13 protein-coding genes and 2 pseudogenes are annotated in these 14,542 nt (G+C 57.8%); 6 read left to right on the plus strand and 9 right to left on the minus strand.

What is annotated here, in order from left to right; all coding sequences use genetic code 11:
* Nucleotides 1-248: 248 nt before the first annotated feature.
* Entirely contained in the window at nucleotides 249-809 is a 561-nt protein-coding gene (locus tag AC1DV9_RS26300; RefSeq protein ID WP_477950639.1) for a YcxB family protein, read from the minus strand.
* A 769-nt stretch (nucleotides 810-1,578) separates the two neighbouring features.
* Between AC1DV9_RS26300 and AC1DV9_RS26305 the strand changes: the two are divergent.
* Nucleotides 1,579-2,541 (plus strand): annotated as a pseudogene (locus AC1DV9_RS26305) (alpha/beta fold hydrolase).
* Nucleotides 2,502-2,753 (plus strand): annotated as a pseudogene (locus tag AC1DV9_RS26310) (IS1096 element passenger TnpR family protein); the annotation flags it as partial. The pseudogenes AC1DV9_RS26305 and AC1DV9_RS26310, both read left to right, overlap by 40 nt.
* A gap of 1,098 nt (nucleotides 2,754-3,851) precedes the next feature.
* Here AC1DV9_RS26310 and AC1DV9_RS26315 read toward each other — a convergent pair.
* The 3 genes from AC1DV9_RS26315 to AC1DV9_RS26325 all read right to left on the minus strand — a co-directional run bounded on the left by AC1DV9_RS26315 (nucleotide 3,852) and on the right by AC1DV9_RS26325 (nucleotide 6,866).
* Entirely contained in the window at nucleotides 3,852-4,223 is a 372-nt protein-coding gene (locus AC1DV9_RS26315; protein WP_037103420.1) for a response regulator, read from the minus strand.
* A 163-nt stretch (nucleotides 4,224-4,386) separates the two neighbouring features.
* On the minus strand, nucleotides 4,387-5,427 hold the full coding sequence (locus tag AC1DV9_RS26320) for a sensor histidine kinase (RefSeq protein ID WP_477950641.1): 1,041 nt from the start codon (nucleotides 5,425-5,427) through the stop codon (nucleotides 4,387-4,389).
* Nucleotides 5,424-6,866 (minus strand): DUF7125 family protein, encoded by a 1,443-nt coding sequence (locus AC1DV9_RS26325; protein ID WP_112973599.1) that lies wholly within the window; start codon nucleotides 6,864-6,866, stop codon nucleotides 5,424-5,426. Before AC1DV9_RS26325 ends, AC1DV9_RS26320 begins: the two co-directional genes overlap by 4 nt.
* A 407-nt stretch (nucleotides 6,867-7,273) precedes the next feature.
* On the opposite strand from AC1DV9_RS26325, the gene AC1DV9_RS26330 reads away from it, so the two are divergent.
* A complete protein-coding gene (locus AC1DV9_RS26330) occupies nucleotides 7,274-8,725 on the plus strand; it encodes a sensor histidine kinase (protein ID WP_477950643.1) in 1,452 nt (483 codons plus the stop codon).
* A gap of 28 nt (nucleotides 8,726-8,753) precedes the next feature.
* On the opposite strand, the gene AC1DV9_RS26335 is transcribed toward AC1DV9_RS26330, so the two are convergent.
* Nucleotides 8,754-9,152 carry a response regulator gene (locus tag AC1DV9_RS26335; RefSeq protein WP_477950645.1) on the minus strand — a complete coding sequence of 133 codons (399 nt, stop codon included), beginning with the start codon at nucleotides 9,150-9,152 and terminating at the stop codon, nucleotides 8,754-8,756.
* On the opposite strand from AC1DV9_RS26335, the gene AC1DV9_RS26340 reads away from it, so the two are divergent.
* Nucleotides 9,107-9,712, plus strand: a complete 606-nt coding sequence (locus AC1DV9_RS26340) for a LysR substrate-binding domain-containing protein (RefSeq protein ID WP_477950647.1) — start codon at nucleotides 9,107-9,109, stop codon at nucleotides 9,710-9,712. The two genes, AC1DV9_RS26335 and AC1DV9_RS26340, sit on opposite strands and share 46 nt — an antisense overlap.
* A 17-nt stretch (nucleotides 9,713-9,729) precedes the next feature.
* On the opposite strand, the gene AC1DV9_RS26345 is transcribed toward AC1DV9_RS26340, so the two are convergent.
* Nucleotides 9,730-9,978 (minus strand): carboxymuconolactone decarboxylase family protein, encoded by a 249-nt coding sequence (locus tag AC1DV9_RS26345; RefSeq protein WP_477950766.1) that lies wholly within the window; start codon nucleotides 9,976-9,978, stop codon nucleotides 9,730-9,732.
* Between AC1DV9_RS26345 and AC1DV9_RS26350 the strand changes: the two genes are divergently transcribed.
* Together AC1DV9_RS26350 and AC1DV9_RS26355 are read left to right on the plus strand one after the other, a co-directional pair.
* The gene (locus tag AC1DV9_RS26350; protein WP_477950767.1) at nucleotides 9,871-10,950 is read left to right on the plus strand and encodes a TIM barrel protein; all 1,080 of its coding nucleotides are present in this window, start codon (nucleotides 9,871-9,873) and stop codon (nucleotides 10,948-10,950) included. The two genes, AC1DV9_RS26345 and AC1DV9_RS26350, sit on opposite strands and share 108 nt — an antisense overlap.
* Before the next feature lie 164 nt (nucleotides 10,951-11,114).
* The gene (locus tag AC1DV9_RS26355) at nucleotides 11,115-11,858 is read left to right on the plus strand and encodes a GntR family transcriptional regulator (RefSeq protein ID WP_477950649.1); all 744 of its coding nucleotides are present in this window, start codon (nucleotides 11,115-11,117) and stop codon (nucleotides 11,856-11,858) included.
* Between the two features lie 126 nt (nucleotides 11,859-11,984).
* Here the strand turns inward: AC1DV9_RS26355 and AC1DV9_RS26360 are convergent, their stop codons facing one another.
* The 3 genes from AC1DV9_RS26360 to AC1DV9_RS26370 form a co-directional block, all read right to left on the minus strand.
* Nucleotides 11,985-13,247 carry a HipA domain-containing protein gene (locus tag AC1DV9_RS26360; protein WP_477950651.1) on the minus strand — a complete coding sequence of 421 codons (1,263 nt, stop codon included), beginning with the start codon at nucleotides 13,245-13,247 and terminating at the stop codon, nucleotides 11,985-11,987.
* Complete coding sequence (locus tag AC1DV9_RS26365) at nucleotides 13,244-13,471, minus strand: helix-turn-helix transcriptional regulator (protein WP_113152299.1); 228 nt, start codon at nucleotides 13,469-13,471, stop codon at nucleotides 13,244-13,246. Before AC1DV9_RS26365 ends, AC1DV9_RS26360 begins: the two co-directional genes overlap by 4 nt.
* Before the next feature lie 149 nt (nucleotides 13,472-13,620).
* Nucleotides 13,621-14,532, minus strand: coding sequence for an HNH endonuclease (locus AC1DV9_RS26370; RefSeq protein ID WP_477950653.1), 912 nt, complete (start codon nucleotides 14,530-14,532; stop codon nucleotides 13,621-13,623).
* Between the last annotated feature and the right edge of the window lie 10 nt (nucleotides 14,533-14,542).

Consider the following 14,542-nt stretch of genomic DNA (forward strand, 5'->3'; position numbering starts at 1 on the left):
GTGATAGCGGCGAGGCATGCATTTATCTTAGCCAAAGCCACTCCAATATCCAGTGTGGCGCGGCAACGAGGCAGCGATGATACGAACAGATTGGCAACCGCAGTCATAGTTAGCAAGCAGCCCCTCCGAGGGCTCACGCCCGCCGGCAGAGAGGCGATATGTAGAGGTTACTCGTGGGGTAGGAAGGAAGGGATGGACGAAAAGGCTCACCAGAAACCCACCCGTCTGGAAGACGCTACGGCTCCCCGTCACCCGGCGCCGACCGGTCCTGCCGATATTTTTTCGTTCGCATAATGAAAGGCGTCCTCAAAATGCATTTGGTTTTCGAAGCTGCGTCTCGGCAGAATAAAGGCTTCCCGCTTCGATATCGGCAACATTAAGTAATCTTTCTCCCCAATGATCCGTTTTACGGTCGCCCATGGAACAGTTGAATCCGCCACGTGCGACCTCACACGAATGGCGTCATCGTCCAAACTTATGGTGATGGTCGCGTCAGCGGATGCGATCTGCCTGTAGTACAGAAACGATGCTCCCCACGCCAGCCAGTGTGTGGCTAGCGAGAAGAAAGCCACGACGAAGAGGCAAGCTGGAAGCCAGAGCCAGGAACTGCTTTCAGCAACGGCGTTGATCATGGTCACCGGATTGTAGAGATCGGTGAAGAGGACCAGAAGGCACCAGACGGATAACAACCACAGAACCATCGTGACGATGCTGCGATGCCATGGACGGCGCGTGAGCGCCCGCGCCATCGCGGCATAATCCCATCTGGTTAGGGTATAAGTGATTTGATACTTAGGCTCGTCTTGCATTGAAATCCCCAGTGGCAACACCGCGGGTCTAGCATAAATCTTGGAATGAGTGCTTCTTCCAGATCGCCAGCGCCGTCGGGTAGTGGAATTGCGAGTTTCGCCCTCACGCGAAAAAGGGCCGGAGACAGAGTCTCACGGCCCAAGTTTTCTCCTCGACGCGTAGGGAGGAGATCGCGTCGGGAATCCCAAGGTAGAGGATCATGGTTAACGAAGCGTAAACGCTGGCCGCGGTATATGTGCGGCGCTCCGCTTGCGCCCTGTGATGGAGATTTTCCGCTCCATGATCTCAGGACGTCCGAACAGAAAACCCTTCGCGTTCGAGGAACTCTTGGCCAGGCTAAAAGCGTTGCACAAATTTCTGTCGACTAATCCGAACGAGGCCGAGGAGGACCTCTCGGACCAATTCGCTGATCCGTTATGATGAAACGAGGCCGGACGAGCTTCTTACGCCTTGATAGGATTCGAACCCGGAACCAGCAAACCGAAGAACCCATCACGCTGATTCTACCTCAAAAACACTCTCTCTGATCTTCACAGCTATCGGTCGTTCAAAGAGCCGCAGACGTGGAGAGCTTCACATAAGTCTGCTTCAGTGAACCGGCCTCCGTTTGGATCGAACCATTCACGCTGCTCATTGTGAGTGCTTTGACGGCGGCCAACTGTTCAACTTTTTACCCTTATTTATCCCAGGTCCGAAGACCGGCGATGCTAGTCCTTTTCCAGAGGAGCTGATGTGGATCGGCACCCAATTTGGAAAAAGGAAAGCATCATGAAAAAGCATCTGCTCGCCACTGTCGCACTTCTCATGGCCATCTCTCCCGTTGCGGCTGAAGCCCGCTGCGTGCCGAACACGCCCGTCATCGCCGCGAAAGCCGTTCCCGTCATTCAGTACAAAAACACGACGATCGACGGTGTGAAGGTCTTCTACCGCGAAGCCGGCCCCAAGGACGCACCGGTGCTACTGCTCCTGCACGGATTTCCCACCTCGTCACATATGTTCCGCAACCTTATTCCGCTGCTTGCGGACCGCTACCGCGTGATTGCACCTGACTATCCCGGCTATGGCCAGAGTGACGCACCCGACCACACCAAGTTTTCCTACACATTCGAGAACCTGACCAACATCGTCGAAAAACTGACCGAATAGGTCGGCGCCGATCGCTACAGCATGTATGTGATGGATTACGGCGCACCGATCGGATACCGGCTCGCGCTCAAACATCCCGAGCGGGTTAAAACCCTGATCGTGCAGAATGGCAACGCCTATACCGAAGGCCTCGCCGCGTTCTGGGATCCGATCAAGGCCTATTGGGCCGAGAAGACGCCGGAACGCCGGGAAGCGCTCGCCGGTCTGGTCACGCTCGAGACAACGAAATTCCAGTATACCGACGGAATGGGCGATGTCTCACATATCAGCCCCGACAACTGGGTCGTCGATCAAGCCTTGCTCGATCGGCCGGGCAACAAGGACATCCAGCTCGATCTCCTGGGCGACTACGGTAGCAATGTACCGCTTTACCCGCAATTCCAGGCCTTCTTCCGCGACAACCAACCGCCAACGCTGATCGTCTGGGGCAAGAACGACAAGATCTTTCCGGAACCCGGCGCGCACCCCTATCTTCGCGATCTCCCGAACGCCGAGATGCACATTCTCGATAGCGGCCATTTTGCCCTCTTAGACAAGCTCGATGTGATGGCGCCGCACACACGGTCGCGGTCGAGGAGTTCTTGACGCTCGCCGCTACGCCAAAACACGGGAGCTGTGTCGCCGGCGAAAGGGCGCGACCGCCCGAAGATGTTGGTGGCGTATCGGGGTGCGGCGGCTATTTTGATTCCGAATGGTTCGACCTGTCGATGGTGGATAAGAATGTTCGCAACGCTCTGCGCTCAAACTTCAAACGCCGTCTGTATCAACCAAAACCGAAACCCGTCCCGAAGAAATGAATTAGGTGCAGGTTCGAGTTGGGCGTCTTGATGAAATCCGGGCCTTCACCCAACTGCTCACAGAGGGGCCTCATTTCAGATTGCACATCCAGGTAACATCGCCCGGCCATCTAGGACCGACCAATTTGGGGCCGTTATCGGACTGACCGGTATCGGCGAGGAATTTAAGAGAGCTGACATCCAACATCCGACAGGCACGCAGTCCGCGCGGCATTTCGCGCGGGCTCAATCCAATACCGGGGTAGAAGTGCAAATCAGCGAGAGCCCTCTTTTATGTGCCTTATTTGGTGGGCTTGCTGGGTTTGAGGGACGGTGTATTCCCTGGTGTGCTTTTGTTATCACGGCGGCGCTGATCCGGTTTCCCTGTGGATTTCGCTATCGGCTTTGGTCCTGGTTTAAGTGCCATGAATGCTCTCCTTTTTTGATTTAAGAAAATAAGCTTGCGCGTACCTTCTGACGGGGGCTTAAGACACAACAATACTATGTAATAGTCCACACTAGTTCTGGCTGAAGTCAAGACCCAATGTATATTCATACAGTAACAACACCCCACGAAAATCGGCAGGCGAGGCCGGAGGCACGTTGCCTCACTGTCCCTGTCAGTGGCGGTGAGGGCGATCGGGTTATTCCGTATGGACGAAGTTTCTGAGCGCCTGCTATCGGCAAGGATTGGCGTCAGCGTCGGCCGGTCACGTTGATTGAGGTGCTTCTGCCTGTTTCAGGAGCAAAGCTGCCCCCTGCGCTGTCCTTCACTATCAGGGCGGCACACCGACCGGCAGCTCTCTGCGCATTGCTGCCGTTTGCCTAGGATGCAGCGAACGACAGCTCCCCGCCCTTCTTAGTCCTTCGCGTCGGCGCGTGCGAACGACGGCTTTCAGGACGGTTCGGGATCCGCATGAACGACCGATTTGAGGGCGCGAGGCCGACGTTCGGCGCTGGCCGGACTATGCCGGACGGACTTCTTCGCCTTGAAAGGATGTGACCGGCGGTCAGTTCCACTCATTTGTTCATTGAAGCAAGGGCCCGGCACAATTCCAGTAACTCGTCTGAAAGCTTCGGGAAGGCTGCCCGCAAGGCAGGCTCCATCGCGATGGACGCCTAGGCTGCGGCCAGCATCTCCCTCATCGTCGTGATGACGCGCCCGTGGTCATAGGGCTTGCTGAAGAACCTGCCCTCAACGGGTAAAAGTTCATCACTCAAGTGGCGGTGGCCCGAAGCCACGATGATCTTGACCGGCGGCCACCTGTCGCGAACTGCAGCAGCCAGTTTCAACCCGTCCATGCTGCCGGGCATGTCGATGTCCGTGAACATCAACCTGATCTCGGGATGAGCGTTCAGAATATCGATAGCGTCGTCTGCATTAGAAGCTTCGAGCACAACGAAGCCTTCATTCTCAAGTGACATGACGATGTCCATGCGGACCAGCGTCTCGTCTTCGACGACAATGACCGTGATCCCTTCTTGCGTCATTCCGCACACTTTCCGATATCGACGCTGTAGATGTGTCTTTTTTGACAGGCGAACCTGATGAACGCGTTGAAAGAGAGATCGATCCAAGCAAAACTGATTTATCTTCAGGACGTTAAGCCTAGGAAGGCTGCTTCAACTCTGAATTGACAAGCGGTCACGATGCCTACCTTGATAAAATGCGGGCCAGTGGCCCCGTCACTGCGAGGCGAAAACCCTCCGGTGCGAAGACGACTTCGGGCACTGAACCCAATAACGATCCCAACGCGGAGCGCACATACCGGGTACCGTAGCCCTGCCGCGTCGGCTCCTGCACAGCGGGCCCACCAACTTCGTTCCAGTTCAAGGAGATTTCGGAGCCGTTGTCTTTCGCGACCGACCACACCAGTTCCACATGTCCATCCGAATGCGATAGCGCGCCATATTTGATGGCGTTCGTTATAAGCTCGTGCAGGCATAAGGCGATCGTCGTACCGGCATCCCGGCTGACTATCAGGTCTGGACCAATGACATCGATGCGGCTGACACCCTCACTGTTGTAGGGGGACACCGTCAGATCAATGACGGCTGAAAGCGAAACCTCCTCGCCGCCGGCTTCAAAGACGGCGCTGTGGACGTTGGATAGTGCCTGCAGCCGACCGGCAAAATCGCTTGCCAACCCCTCGACCGACGTGGCGCCGCGCCGTGTCATCTGAAAAATTGACGTGACGCTCGCCAGGATGTTCTTGACCCGGTGATTGAGCTCCAGCCGCAGTTCGCGCTCTCGCTCGATGGAATCGCGAACCTGGCGTTGGCGCAGCCGCACCAACAGGTTCGACTGGATCCCATTTACAAGCTCCAATGGCGCGATCGGACGCGTGTAAAACAACAGACGCGAGCCCGGCCATGAAGTCAGCAATTGGCTGCGGATCCGTTCCATCGGCGCTGTCCGCTCCAAAAGGACGATAATCGGTACTTCCGACCAGTCGGGCTGTTCCGCGAGATGCGTGGTAATCCGTAGGATAACTTGCGGGTTGAGGGCCTCGTGGGTAATGACGATGATGCCAGGAGATAAAGCGAGATGCTCGACCAGCTCCCCGTCGATCTTGGCGGCCTTGACCTCGATCTTCTGCTCTCGAAGGAAAGCAGCGACGTAATCTGCGTCCTTACGAAAAGGAGCAAGGACGAGCACCCAGTCCAGCTCGCTATCGAATGGGGCATCATTCATTTCGGATCAGGCAGGGGATTGTAAGCGACGACGCTGACGCCTCCGCTTTCTATGATCAGCTCACGAATATTGAGATCGTGGGGACCGTGACGCTTCTTGACCACGGTGATGTTTCGGCGAAGGCGCCCTTCGTGCTCCATGATGCGCAGCAGGAGTACGGTATCACCAAGGAAACTCACATCAACATCGATGCCGACATTTTGGCCGATCAATCCATGCTGAGCCACGATCAACATCGTCAGGACACCAGAGCGGGCGAGGTACTTCAGCAGCGACTGGATGTCGCGAACCGCCTTTTCGCGGTGCGGCAAGGAGTTCAGATAGCCTGTCAGACTGTCGATGACCACGACCCGCGACTTGTTTTGCGTGACGGCGTCCTGAACAATCTGGCCGAACTCGCCAGGGGAGATTTCGTTGGGATTGAAATCTCGCAGGATGAGCTTGCCATCCTTGTGGAACTGCCTGAGTTCCATGCCCAAGCCTTCAGAACGACGGAAGAAGGTTTCCAACCGCTCCTCGAACAGGAAGAGCGCCACGCTCTCACCCCGTTCGAGTGCCGCGGTGGCATAGAGGGACGACATGGTCGATTTGCCCGTGCCGGACTGCCCGATGACAAGCGTCGTGGTCCCGGCCTCCTGGCCACCGCCAAACATCTCGTCAAGCTCGGCGACACCGGACTTGATCAACTGCGGTTTGGCCGTTTCTACGGCTGCGCTGGACATGATACGCGGAAAAACGACGACCCCCTGCCCCTCGCGGATTGCCATATCGTGATAACCATCAGCGATCGGCACGCCGCGCATCTTGGAGACTTCGATACGGCGACGCACGCCACCATATTCCTCCAGCGACTTGTCGAACCGGATAACGCCGTGGGCGAGCCCCTCGACCTCCTCGCCGCTGCGGTCGTAGCCGGGCGTCTGGGTATCGAGCAACAGCGCGACGACGTTCCGCTTCGCAAGGAAAGATTTGAAGCCGATCAATTCACGGCGAAAGCGTGGACTATCACCTGTGATCAGCCGGATTTCGAGGAGTGAATCATAGACGAGACGGCGAGGCTGGTGCTCCTCGATTGCCGCTTCGATCGCTTTCCGCGTCTCGTCCAGCCGCAGATCCGCGGTCAGGAATATACTCTGGTCGTCCGCCTCGTTCACCGTGCCTGAGGTTGACAGCTCTTCGACCCGGATACCATCCAGCGTCCAGCCGTGCGACACCGCGATCGCTTCGAGCTCTGCAGCGGTTTGAGACAGCGTCACATAGATGCAGCTCTCTCCAGCCTCGACGCCCGCGCGCAAAAACTGCAGCGCGGCCGTGGTCTTGCCCGATCCCGGCGCCCCCTGAAGCATGTAAAGATTTGATGCAGGAAGGCCTCCGCGCAGGATTTCGTTCAATCCGGCAATCCCGGTGCTAACGACAGTAGATTTCTTCTGTTTGGGCATGTTCGTCTTCCGTAAGATGCTCGGCGCATATTGAAATCGTTGGCGCCCATCATTCAGGGAAGAGCCACTTTGATCTTATATTTGCCTTTCAAAAAACTTCAATGATGGCCGTGGTTTATGCAACATGCCCTTTGCATTTTGATGAAACCGGCCGCGGAAGGGGATTTGAGTCTCGCGAGAATCGAAGGGAAGTCCCTATTGGACAGTACGGTCCGCGAGCCGAGTTCTCCATCCAACCCAAGGTTTGAGCGTTATCCAATCCCCGATCCGTCATCCTGACGGTCTGTTGCGCTAACACCATGTAGCAAATGGGATTTACGCTCGAAACTGTCGAAAAATTTCGCCGTGATATGCGTTGACTTGCTGATCGGAAGCTCTCAAATAAATGGAGGGCGAGAGGGCTTTCAATGCACAATCACGATCCGGCCACCCCCGATCACGGTTCGATGGCTGACATTATTCGCAACCACGACTGGGCAAACACCAGCCTTGGACCGATATCGTCGTGGCCGCCCCAATTGAAGTGTGCGGTTAACATCGTAATTCCGTCGGGTGCGCAGATCGTGATGTTTTGCGGGGATGACTTCACCGCCATTTATAATGACGCATATGCCCCATCGATCGGGAACAAGCACCCGAGAGCCTTAGGGAGGCCGGCGAAAGAAAACTGGGCTGAACTTTGGGACGACCTGGCGCCACTTCTGCTGAGGGTTCGGGAAGGCGGCGAAACAATCGTTGCCAAGGACAGGCCCTTCTATATCGAACGGCACGGGCGACCGGAAACAGTCTACTTCGACATTTCCTATTCGCCCGTTTCCGATGAACACGGTCAGGTGCTCGCCGTGCTCTGCATCGTTAATGAAACCACGGAACGGGTTGGCTACGAGGCAAAACTAAAACGCCTGGCATCAATCATCGCCTCGTCGGAAGATGCGATCCTCGGTATTGACCTCGCCATGACGGTTACCGATTGGAACAGTGGCGCCAAAAAGCTCTATGGATTTTGCGCCGAAGAAATCGTGGGGAGGTCTGTTACCCTCCTGGTTCCAGACGACCGCATCGACGAGGAGGCTCGCATCATAGCCCGCATCAAGGCGGGGGAGCGGGTGGAAACCCACGAGACCGTCCGGCGGCATCGCAGCGGACGGCTCCTGGACGTTTCTTTGACTGTTTCACCAATCTATGACGCAGATGGCAGGATCGTCGGGGCTTCAAAAATTGCCCGCGATATTACAGCCCGAAAAGAAGCTGAGCGCGTTCAGGACCTCCTGATCGGTGAGCTTAACCATCGTGTGAAGAATGTCCTTGCTACGGTCGCCGCGATCGCCCGTCAGACGTTTGCCGGCGTGTCGGACATCGAACCAGCAAGGACAGCCTTCCACGCCCGCTTGCAAAGCCTGGCCAGAGCGCACGACCTGCTGACGCGAGGAAGATGGCAGGCCGCCAGCCTTCGCGCGGCGGTTACCGAGGCGCTGTCCCCCTATCCCCCCGAACAGTTCGAGATTAGCGGGCCCGATGTCGACGTCTCGTCCAAGGCAGTGGTCGCCCTCACGCTGATATTGCACGAGCTTGCCACGAATGCCGCGAAATATGGTGCCTTGGCAGTGAGCTCCGGAAAGGTGACAGTGTCATGGAACGTCTCCGCCACCGAACCGCTACTCACTCTGTTGTGGAAAGAAACCGGGGGGCCACAGGTCGAGCCTCCGACCCGTAAAGGCTTCGGATCCCGGTTGATCGAAGCACTGTCATCTGGCCATCTACGGGGCCAGGTCGACCTCAACTACGATGTTTTGGGCGTACACTGCATGATCGCCGCGCCGCTCGACACCGAATGGAGCGACCACGACCACGTTCATTAGCCGATCTGACGCAATGGCAGTTGCGCCGTCACGATCGTCGCAATCGCTTGATGCGGTCGACAAGCTGCTGGGGATGGTACGGGTGGTCGAGCGGACCATCTTCGCAAAGGTCGCCGGCGATCTTGGCGGTTCGCTCGGCCGAGTGTGTCACCACCACTTTGATATCCGGTCGGATTTCCCTGGCCTTTGCGGAAAGCTGGAACCCGGACTCATCCCGCAAAGCTATGTCTGTCACCAAAATCTCGATATCCTGATGGGACAGAGCAGTGATTGCCTCTGCGGCATCAGTCGCTTCAATGACCCGGTATCCGCAGTCCCTGAGATATTGACCAACTGTCGAGCGCTGTAGAGGATCGGCATCGACCAGGAGGATCGTTTCGGATGCTGGTGTCCGAGGATTTTGCGATCGACCATGTCCTATGGCCAAAGCTTCGCAGGGTGCTGCACGACTACCCAGACATCAAGGTCGAGTTCGTCATCGACTACGGTCTCGCCGACATCGTCGCGGAGCGTTTCGACGCCGGCGTCCGTCTCGGCGAAATCGTGACACAGGGAATGATCGCCGTTCGGATCAGCCCCGACCAGCGGATGATCGTCATCGGTTCTCCGGACTATCTCGCTCGCAACCCGGCGCCCGTCGTGCCGCAGGACCTGACCCACCACAATTGCATCAATCTCAGACTCCCGACGAAGGGCGGGCTTTATGCCTGGGAGTTTGAGAAGGACGGGCAGGAGCTTCGGGTAAGGGTCGATGGCCAGATGACTTGTAACGGCATCACGCAAATCCGCAACATGGCGATCGACGGGTTCGGCCTGGGGTTCATTCCCGAGGGCCTCGCCCAGCCGGAGATCGATGCGGGAAGGCTTGTGGAGGTCCTCGGCGACTGGTGCCCGTCCTATCCGGGCTACCATCTGGTCTATCCCAGCCGTCGTCAGTCGCCCGCGGCCTTCAACGTCGTCGTGGACGCCCTGCGAGAGCGCAGCTAGGGCCTCCACGAGCGCGATCAGCTCGGGCGCTTTTCGAAGACGTCCTTGACGACGGGAACCGCGGACATGACGTTCGGCCACCCGGCATAGAAGGTCAGTTGGGTCAGCACTTCGGAGGCCTGATCCTTCGTCAGTCCGGCATTCATGGCGCGTCCGAGATGATAGGTGATCTGCGCGACCTGGCCAGACGCGACAAGGGCCGTCACGGTGACCATGCTGCGGTCGCGCGGTGCAAGCCCCGGACGAAGCCAGAGATCCCTGAACAGAACGCCGTTGGTATAGTCGACGACGCCCTGCGAGACCGGTCCGACGTTCTGGGCGACGCCGGAAGCGCGTTGTGCGTCTGCCTGTTCATCAAGCGGAAGTGGCGTTGGGCTTGCTTCTGGAATCTGGTCCGCTCCGATCCCGCGTGCGCCGAAGACGTCCTTGGCGATGGCGACCGCCGCGGTGGCGTTTGCCCAGCCGGAATAGAAGGCGAGATGCGTGATGATCTCCGCACTGACATTACCTGGGAAGACCAGTTGATCGGCATAGAGAAGGTTCTGCAGAAGCTCGCGGCGGTTGCTCGCGCGCATGGCGCGCATCTGAACATCGAGACCCATGACGAGATCACCTCCTTCGAGATCTTAGCGCTGATCGAAAAAGTCGGTCCGGATTGCGTCGGCGCTGTCTTCGACACCGCCAATGGCCTGCAGCGGGCTGAGCATCCGGTCTTTGCAGCCAAGCGCCTCGCCCCTTATGTCCGCCAGACGCATATCAAGGATGCCTATGTCGGCCGCGCGCCCGGTGGCCTCGACTTCCAGACCCGCCCGGTCGGCGGTGGCATCGTCGATTTCGCGACCATCCTGCCGATCCTCGCCGACGCAAATCCCGCGCTGAACCTCTCGCTGGAGGTCGCAGCCTCCGTCGCTGACAAGCCGCGCAAGGCCAATCCACGCCAGTGCATCGAAATCGACGATCCGATCTGGCGCGCCGGTCATCCCGATCTCAACGTGGAGGAACTTGACGCCTATAAGGCGCTCGTCGACGCCTACGAGACACGCGTAGCGTCCGGCGACATTCCGGACTGGGAGGCTTACGAGGCCAGCCAGTATGGCTATCCCACCTACGAGCACCAGTCCTACGGCTTCAACGAGGCAATCGCCTTCATCAGACAGTCGGCGGCTCACATCGAGGCGATCTGCAAGGACAAGGGCATCCCTCTTAGCTCACCAGCCGCAAACAAGAAGGCGGCCTGACTGCATGAAATCTGGCGGTTTCAGCCGCCTGATATCACCAGCTTTTGGTGGAATATCGAGTTGCGCACAAACATTCTTATAGAAAATATTACGGTGCACCGATATCGCATATCTCACGGCTTCCGGCTCCCGCCGGATGCCGCGGCAGAGCCTGGAGAAGAACGATGAAGAGAACGCGCCGCCAGAGCCCGAAATCACCCGCGACCGCGAACGGCGCGGTGGATACTTCGGACAATGACGATGTCTCGGAGCGCATTCGCAACACGCTAGCCGCAGCAATTGGTGAAGGCGCGCTGAAGCCGGGGACGAAGATCCTCGAGGAGGCGATCGCGGAACATTTCGGGGTGAGCCGCACCGTCGTTCGCGGCGCACTAGGTGTGCTGGAAAGCGATCACCTGCTGGAACGCAAGCGCAACCGCGGGACATTCGTCGCAGAGCCGACCATCGACCAGGCCAAGAGCCTCTTCGAGGCACGGCGCAAGCTGGAACGACTCTTGCTTGAGCTCGTCATCTCACGCGCCACACGCGAGCAGCTCGATGCGCTGGAGCGCCTGACGGACGAGGAAGAGCATATCCACCAACACGGTGACGAGAAGTCGAAGACGGTGCTCTCGGGGAAATTCCACATCGTGCTCGCCGATCTCGCCGGCAATCCGGTGCTGACGGAAATGCTGTCCAAGATCGTCGCGCGCCTGTCGCTCGTCATGTCGCTCTACGAAGAAGACCGCAAGGACGACTGTGGTGCCGACCACCACCGCATGATCGTGGCGGCGCTGAAGGCAAAAGACCTCGCCAAGGCACAGGACTTGATGGACCATCATCTCGCGGACATTGAAGGGCGCGTACGCCTCACGGAGGGCCAGGGCGATCGACATACGTTTCTAGCGGTGTTGGAGAACTTCTCGTAAGTCTATCTGCTCGTAGCGGGGCGGCGCTTCGTGCAACGGGCGCTCGTGCTTCGCCTTGACAGGATTCGAACCATCGACCCAGTGAGCGAAGGACAAAGCGCTGGATATCCGGGACCACTTAACTACTTAAGACACCTGCTCCGTGACTCGCTGCAATGAACCAGCCCTGCTTGAGATGACCTTGCTAATTGCGCTCAGGATGGGATGATTGATCCCCTCGTCTGCCAAGTCTGCAACAAGGACATCAGCCTCGCTCACAATCCTTTCCGCCATTTGGGCAAGGTCGCGAACAAGGATGCGCTGAGAAGATTTGGTTTCGGGCACAAGTGTCGTCCAATGCTTCAGCTGGATCGTGTCGGGCACATCGCGGCCGCCAATCTTCATGGCGAGCCTCTTTGACAAGCGGGGATAAACGGCCGTGCAAACGACATCGTAGATCGGTGCCAGATCCGGTTCATCAGAGCCGTAAAGCAGGGCGTAGTTCTTGCCGTGGGCATCGGCGTTGCCGACGAGATAGTGGAAGATCAGCATGCGGATGAACTGTAACCGATCCGCGACAGGTCTAGCGCAGGCCTGGTCGATCAGCCCGAGAGCCCGTTCTGTTCCCGGTCCGCCCTCGGCCTCATACTTCAGCTCCGGCGGTACGCTAAGGGCCTGGCAAAAATCTTCCTGGTGTAGGCGCTCAATGATGCCGTCTGCAGCCTTCGTCCGATCATACCGTTCAACCAGGAGAAAGGCAGTCGCCCCGTCTAGGCGTATCTCGACATGGGGTACCGGCAGCTTGAGGCGGGCAGCCAGCCGCATACAAAAATACTCGTTCTCCACTGTGCCTTCCAGCGCCTGGATGACCGGTTTCAAGATATGGGTCGTTGGTCGACCATCTCTCGCCAAGGCAATGGAATCTCCATCGACAACGACCGCCAGTTTATCCTGCGCGCCGGCGAGCGATAGGCGAATGCCCTCGTCTCCACCAAGCAAAGGCCGGGTCCGCAGCCTGCTAAGAATTTCATCCAGACGTTCCGAAGTGAGAATTTCGGCTTGGGACTGGCCGGGAGGTTGGGGCGCCGTGCCGGTGGGATATAGTGACAAGGCACCTGCGCATTCGCCCCCGATAATTTCGAGTAGCCCGAAGGCGTTGCCTGCCGAAAGGCCCAGCGCGCCGGCTAGGCGTTGCCGCGCGCCTTCGTCCGGCAAGAGCCCCGAGAAAAACGGGCGCACCACCTGATCACCAAATGGCTTTTCTTGCAGGGGCATCGAGAACGAGATCGCCCGCGACCGCTGGTCCAAGAGGTACACGTTGTCATAGGTGAAGGTGAGCAGGCCATCGTCAAGTCGGGCTAACACGCCGGCCTTGGCGTCGCGAAAATAGACGTCTAATACCCGGGTCATGATCGCAAACTCTGGCGACGCCCGACCGAAACACTAAGGCCAAGACCGGCCAAGACTTGCATCGCACGGCCAATCTGGCAGCTCTCTTTGCCGGCCTCGAGTTCACGCAGAAAACGTACGCCCACACCAATCACCCCGGCGAGTTGCTCCTGGGTTAAACCTTGTTGTTTGCGCTCCTGACGGATCAGCATGCCGAGGCTTTTCGTATCTTTGATCTTTTCCATAATCACCCCTATCGGGATGATTATATCATCAGACGGCATGAAGGGAAGTAAAAAGAACCGATCGGGATGATTTTATGATTATTGGCGCCAACGGACCGAAATAGACCCGCTCAGGATGAAACTACTACAGCGCAACACTACCCTAGTGCTCACTGCTTGAAGCAGTTCTCACGGTGCCATTTCAGGAACTGGGGATGTGGCCGCTCGAAGACCCGGCCAGGCACGATCGCCTTCCCGGTCTTGTTGAGGAGTCCTTGAATGCTGTCAGGATCATTCGCCTGACGCGATATCAGGATATCAAGATCGTCCGAAAGGCCAATCAGACCGCGGTCAAACATCCAGTGTGCGGTGCCCGAAAGCGCAATTCCGTTGGAAAGAATGTCAGGCCCGCTCGCTTCCACCGGCCGAATATGTGCGGCGTCGACCTCCGCCCGGCCACCACCGTTGATGAGCTTCAATCCCGTGATGGCGCATCGTTTGTCATAAACGTGAAGAACGAGCCGGCGAAACAGCCGATTTCGAACGATTCGCGACGAGAGTTGCGTGACCCGGTCGCGCTCTTGCTCGAACATGAACGGCGCTTGAGCTTCATCCGCAAATCCGTCGATCGCGGGCGTCGCCCTCGGCTCATCCAGCCGAGGCAGTTCAGGCTCGTGCTCGTCTATGCCTATAGATACGATGCGGTTGAAATCTGCTGCGGATATCGGCCGGACTGCGGCCTGTGCCCTGCCGGAAATGCGGCCCTCTTCATTCAGCACGCCTCGCTCTATGACACCGTCTGGTCCGCTGAACGGAACGGGATTGATGAAGTCGAGATAGCTACCGTGTTCAATCAGCGCCAGATACATGCCGGGCGCCTTCGGATCAGCAATTACCCGTTCAACCTTGGCGACAGCAAAATAGCCGCGGGTCGCTGCGACCTTCCGAGGCTCATAGTACACGATCCAGTCGCCGACGCATGCCTGGACACGACCGAGATACTGGCCCGGAAACTGATATTGTTCCGCCGGGCTGTCGTCGTAAATCGAATCTGACCGGTGAATGAAAACCCCGAATCCCATCTGCAACCTT

Source organism: Rhizobium sp. 01L410 (assembly GCF_056400165.1).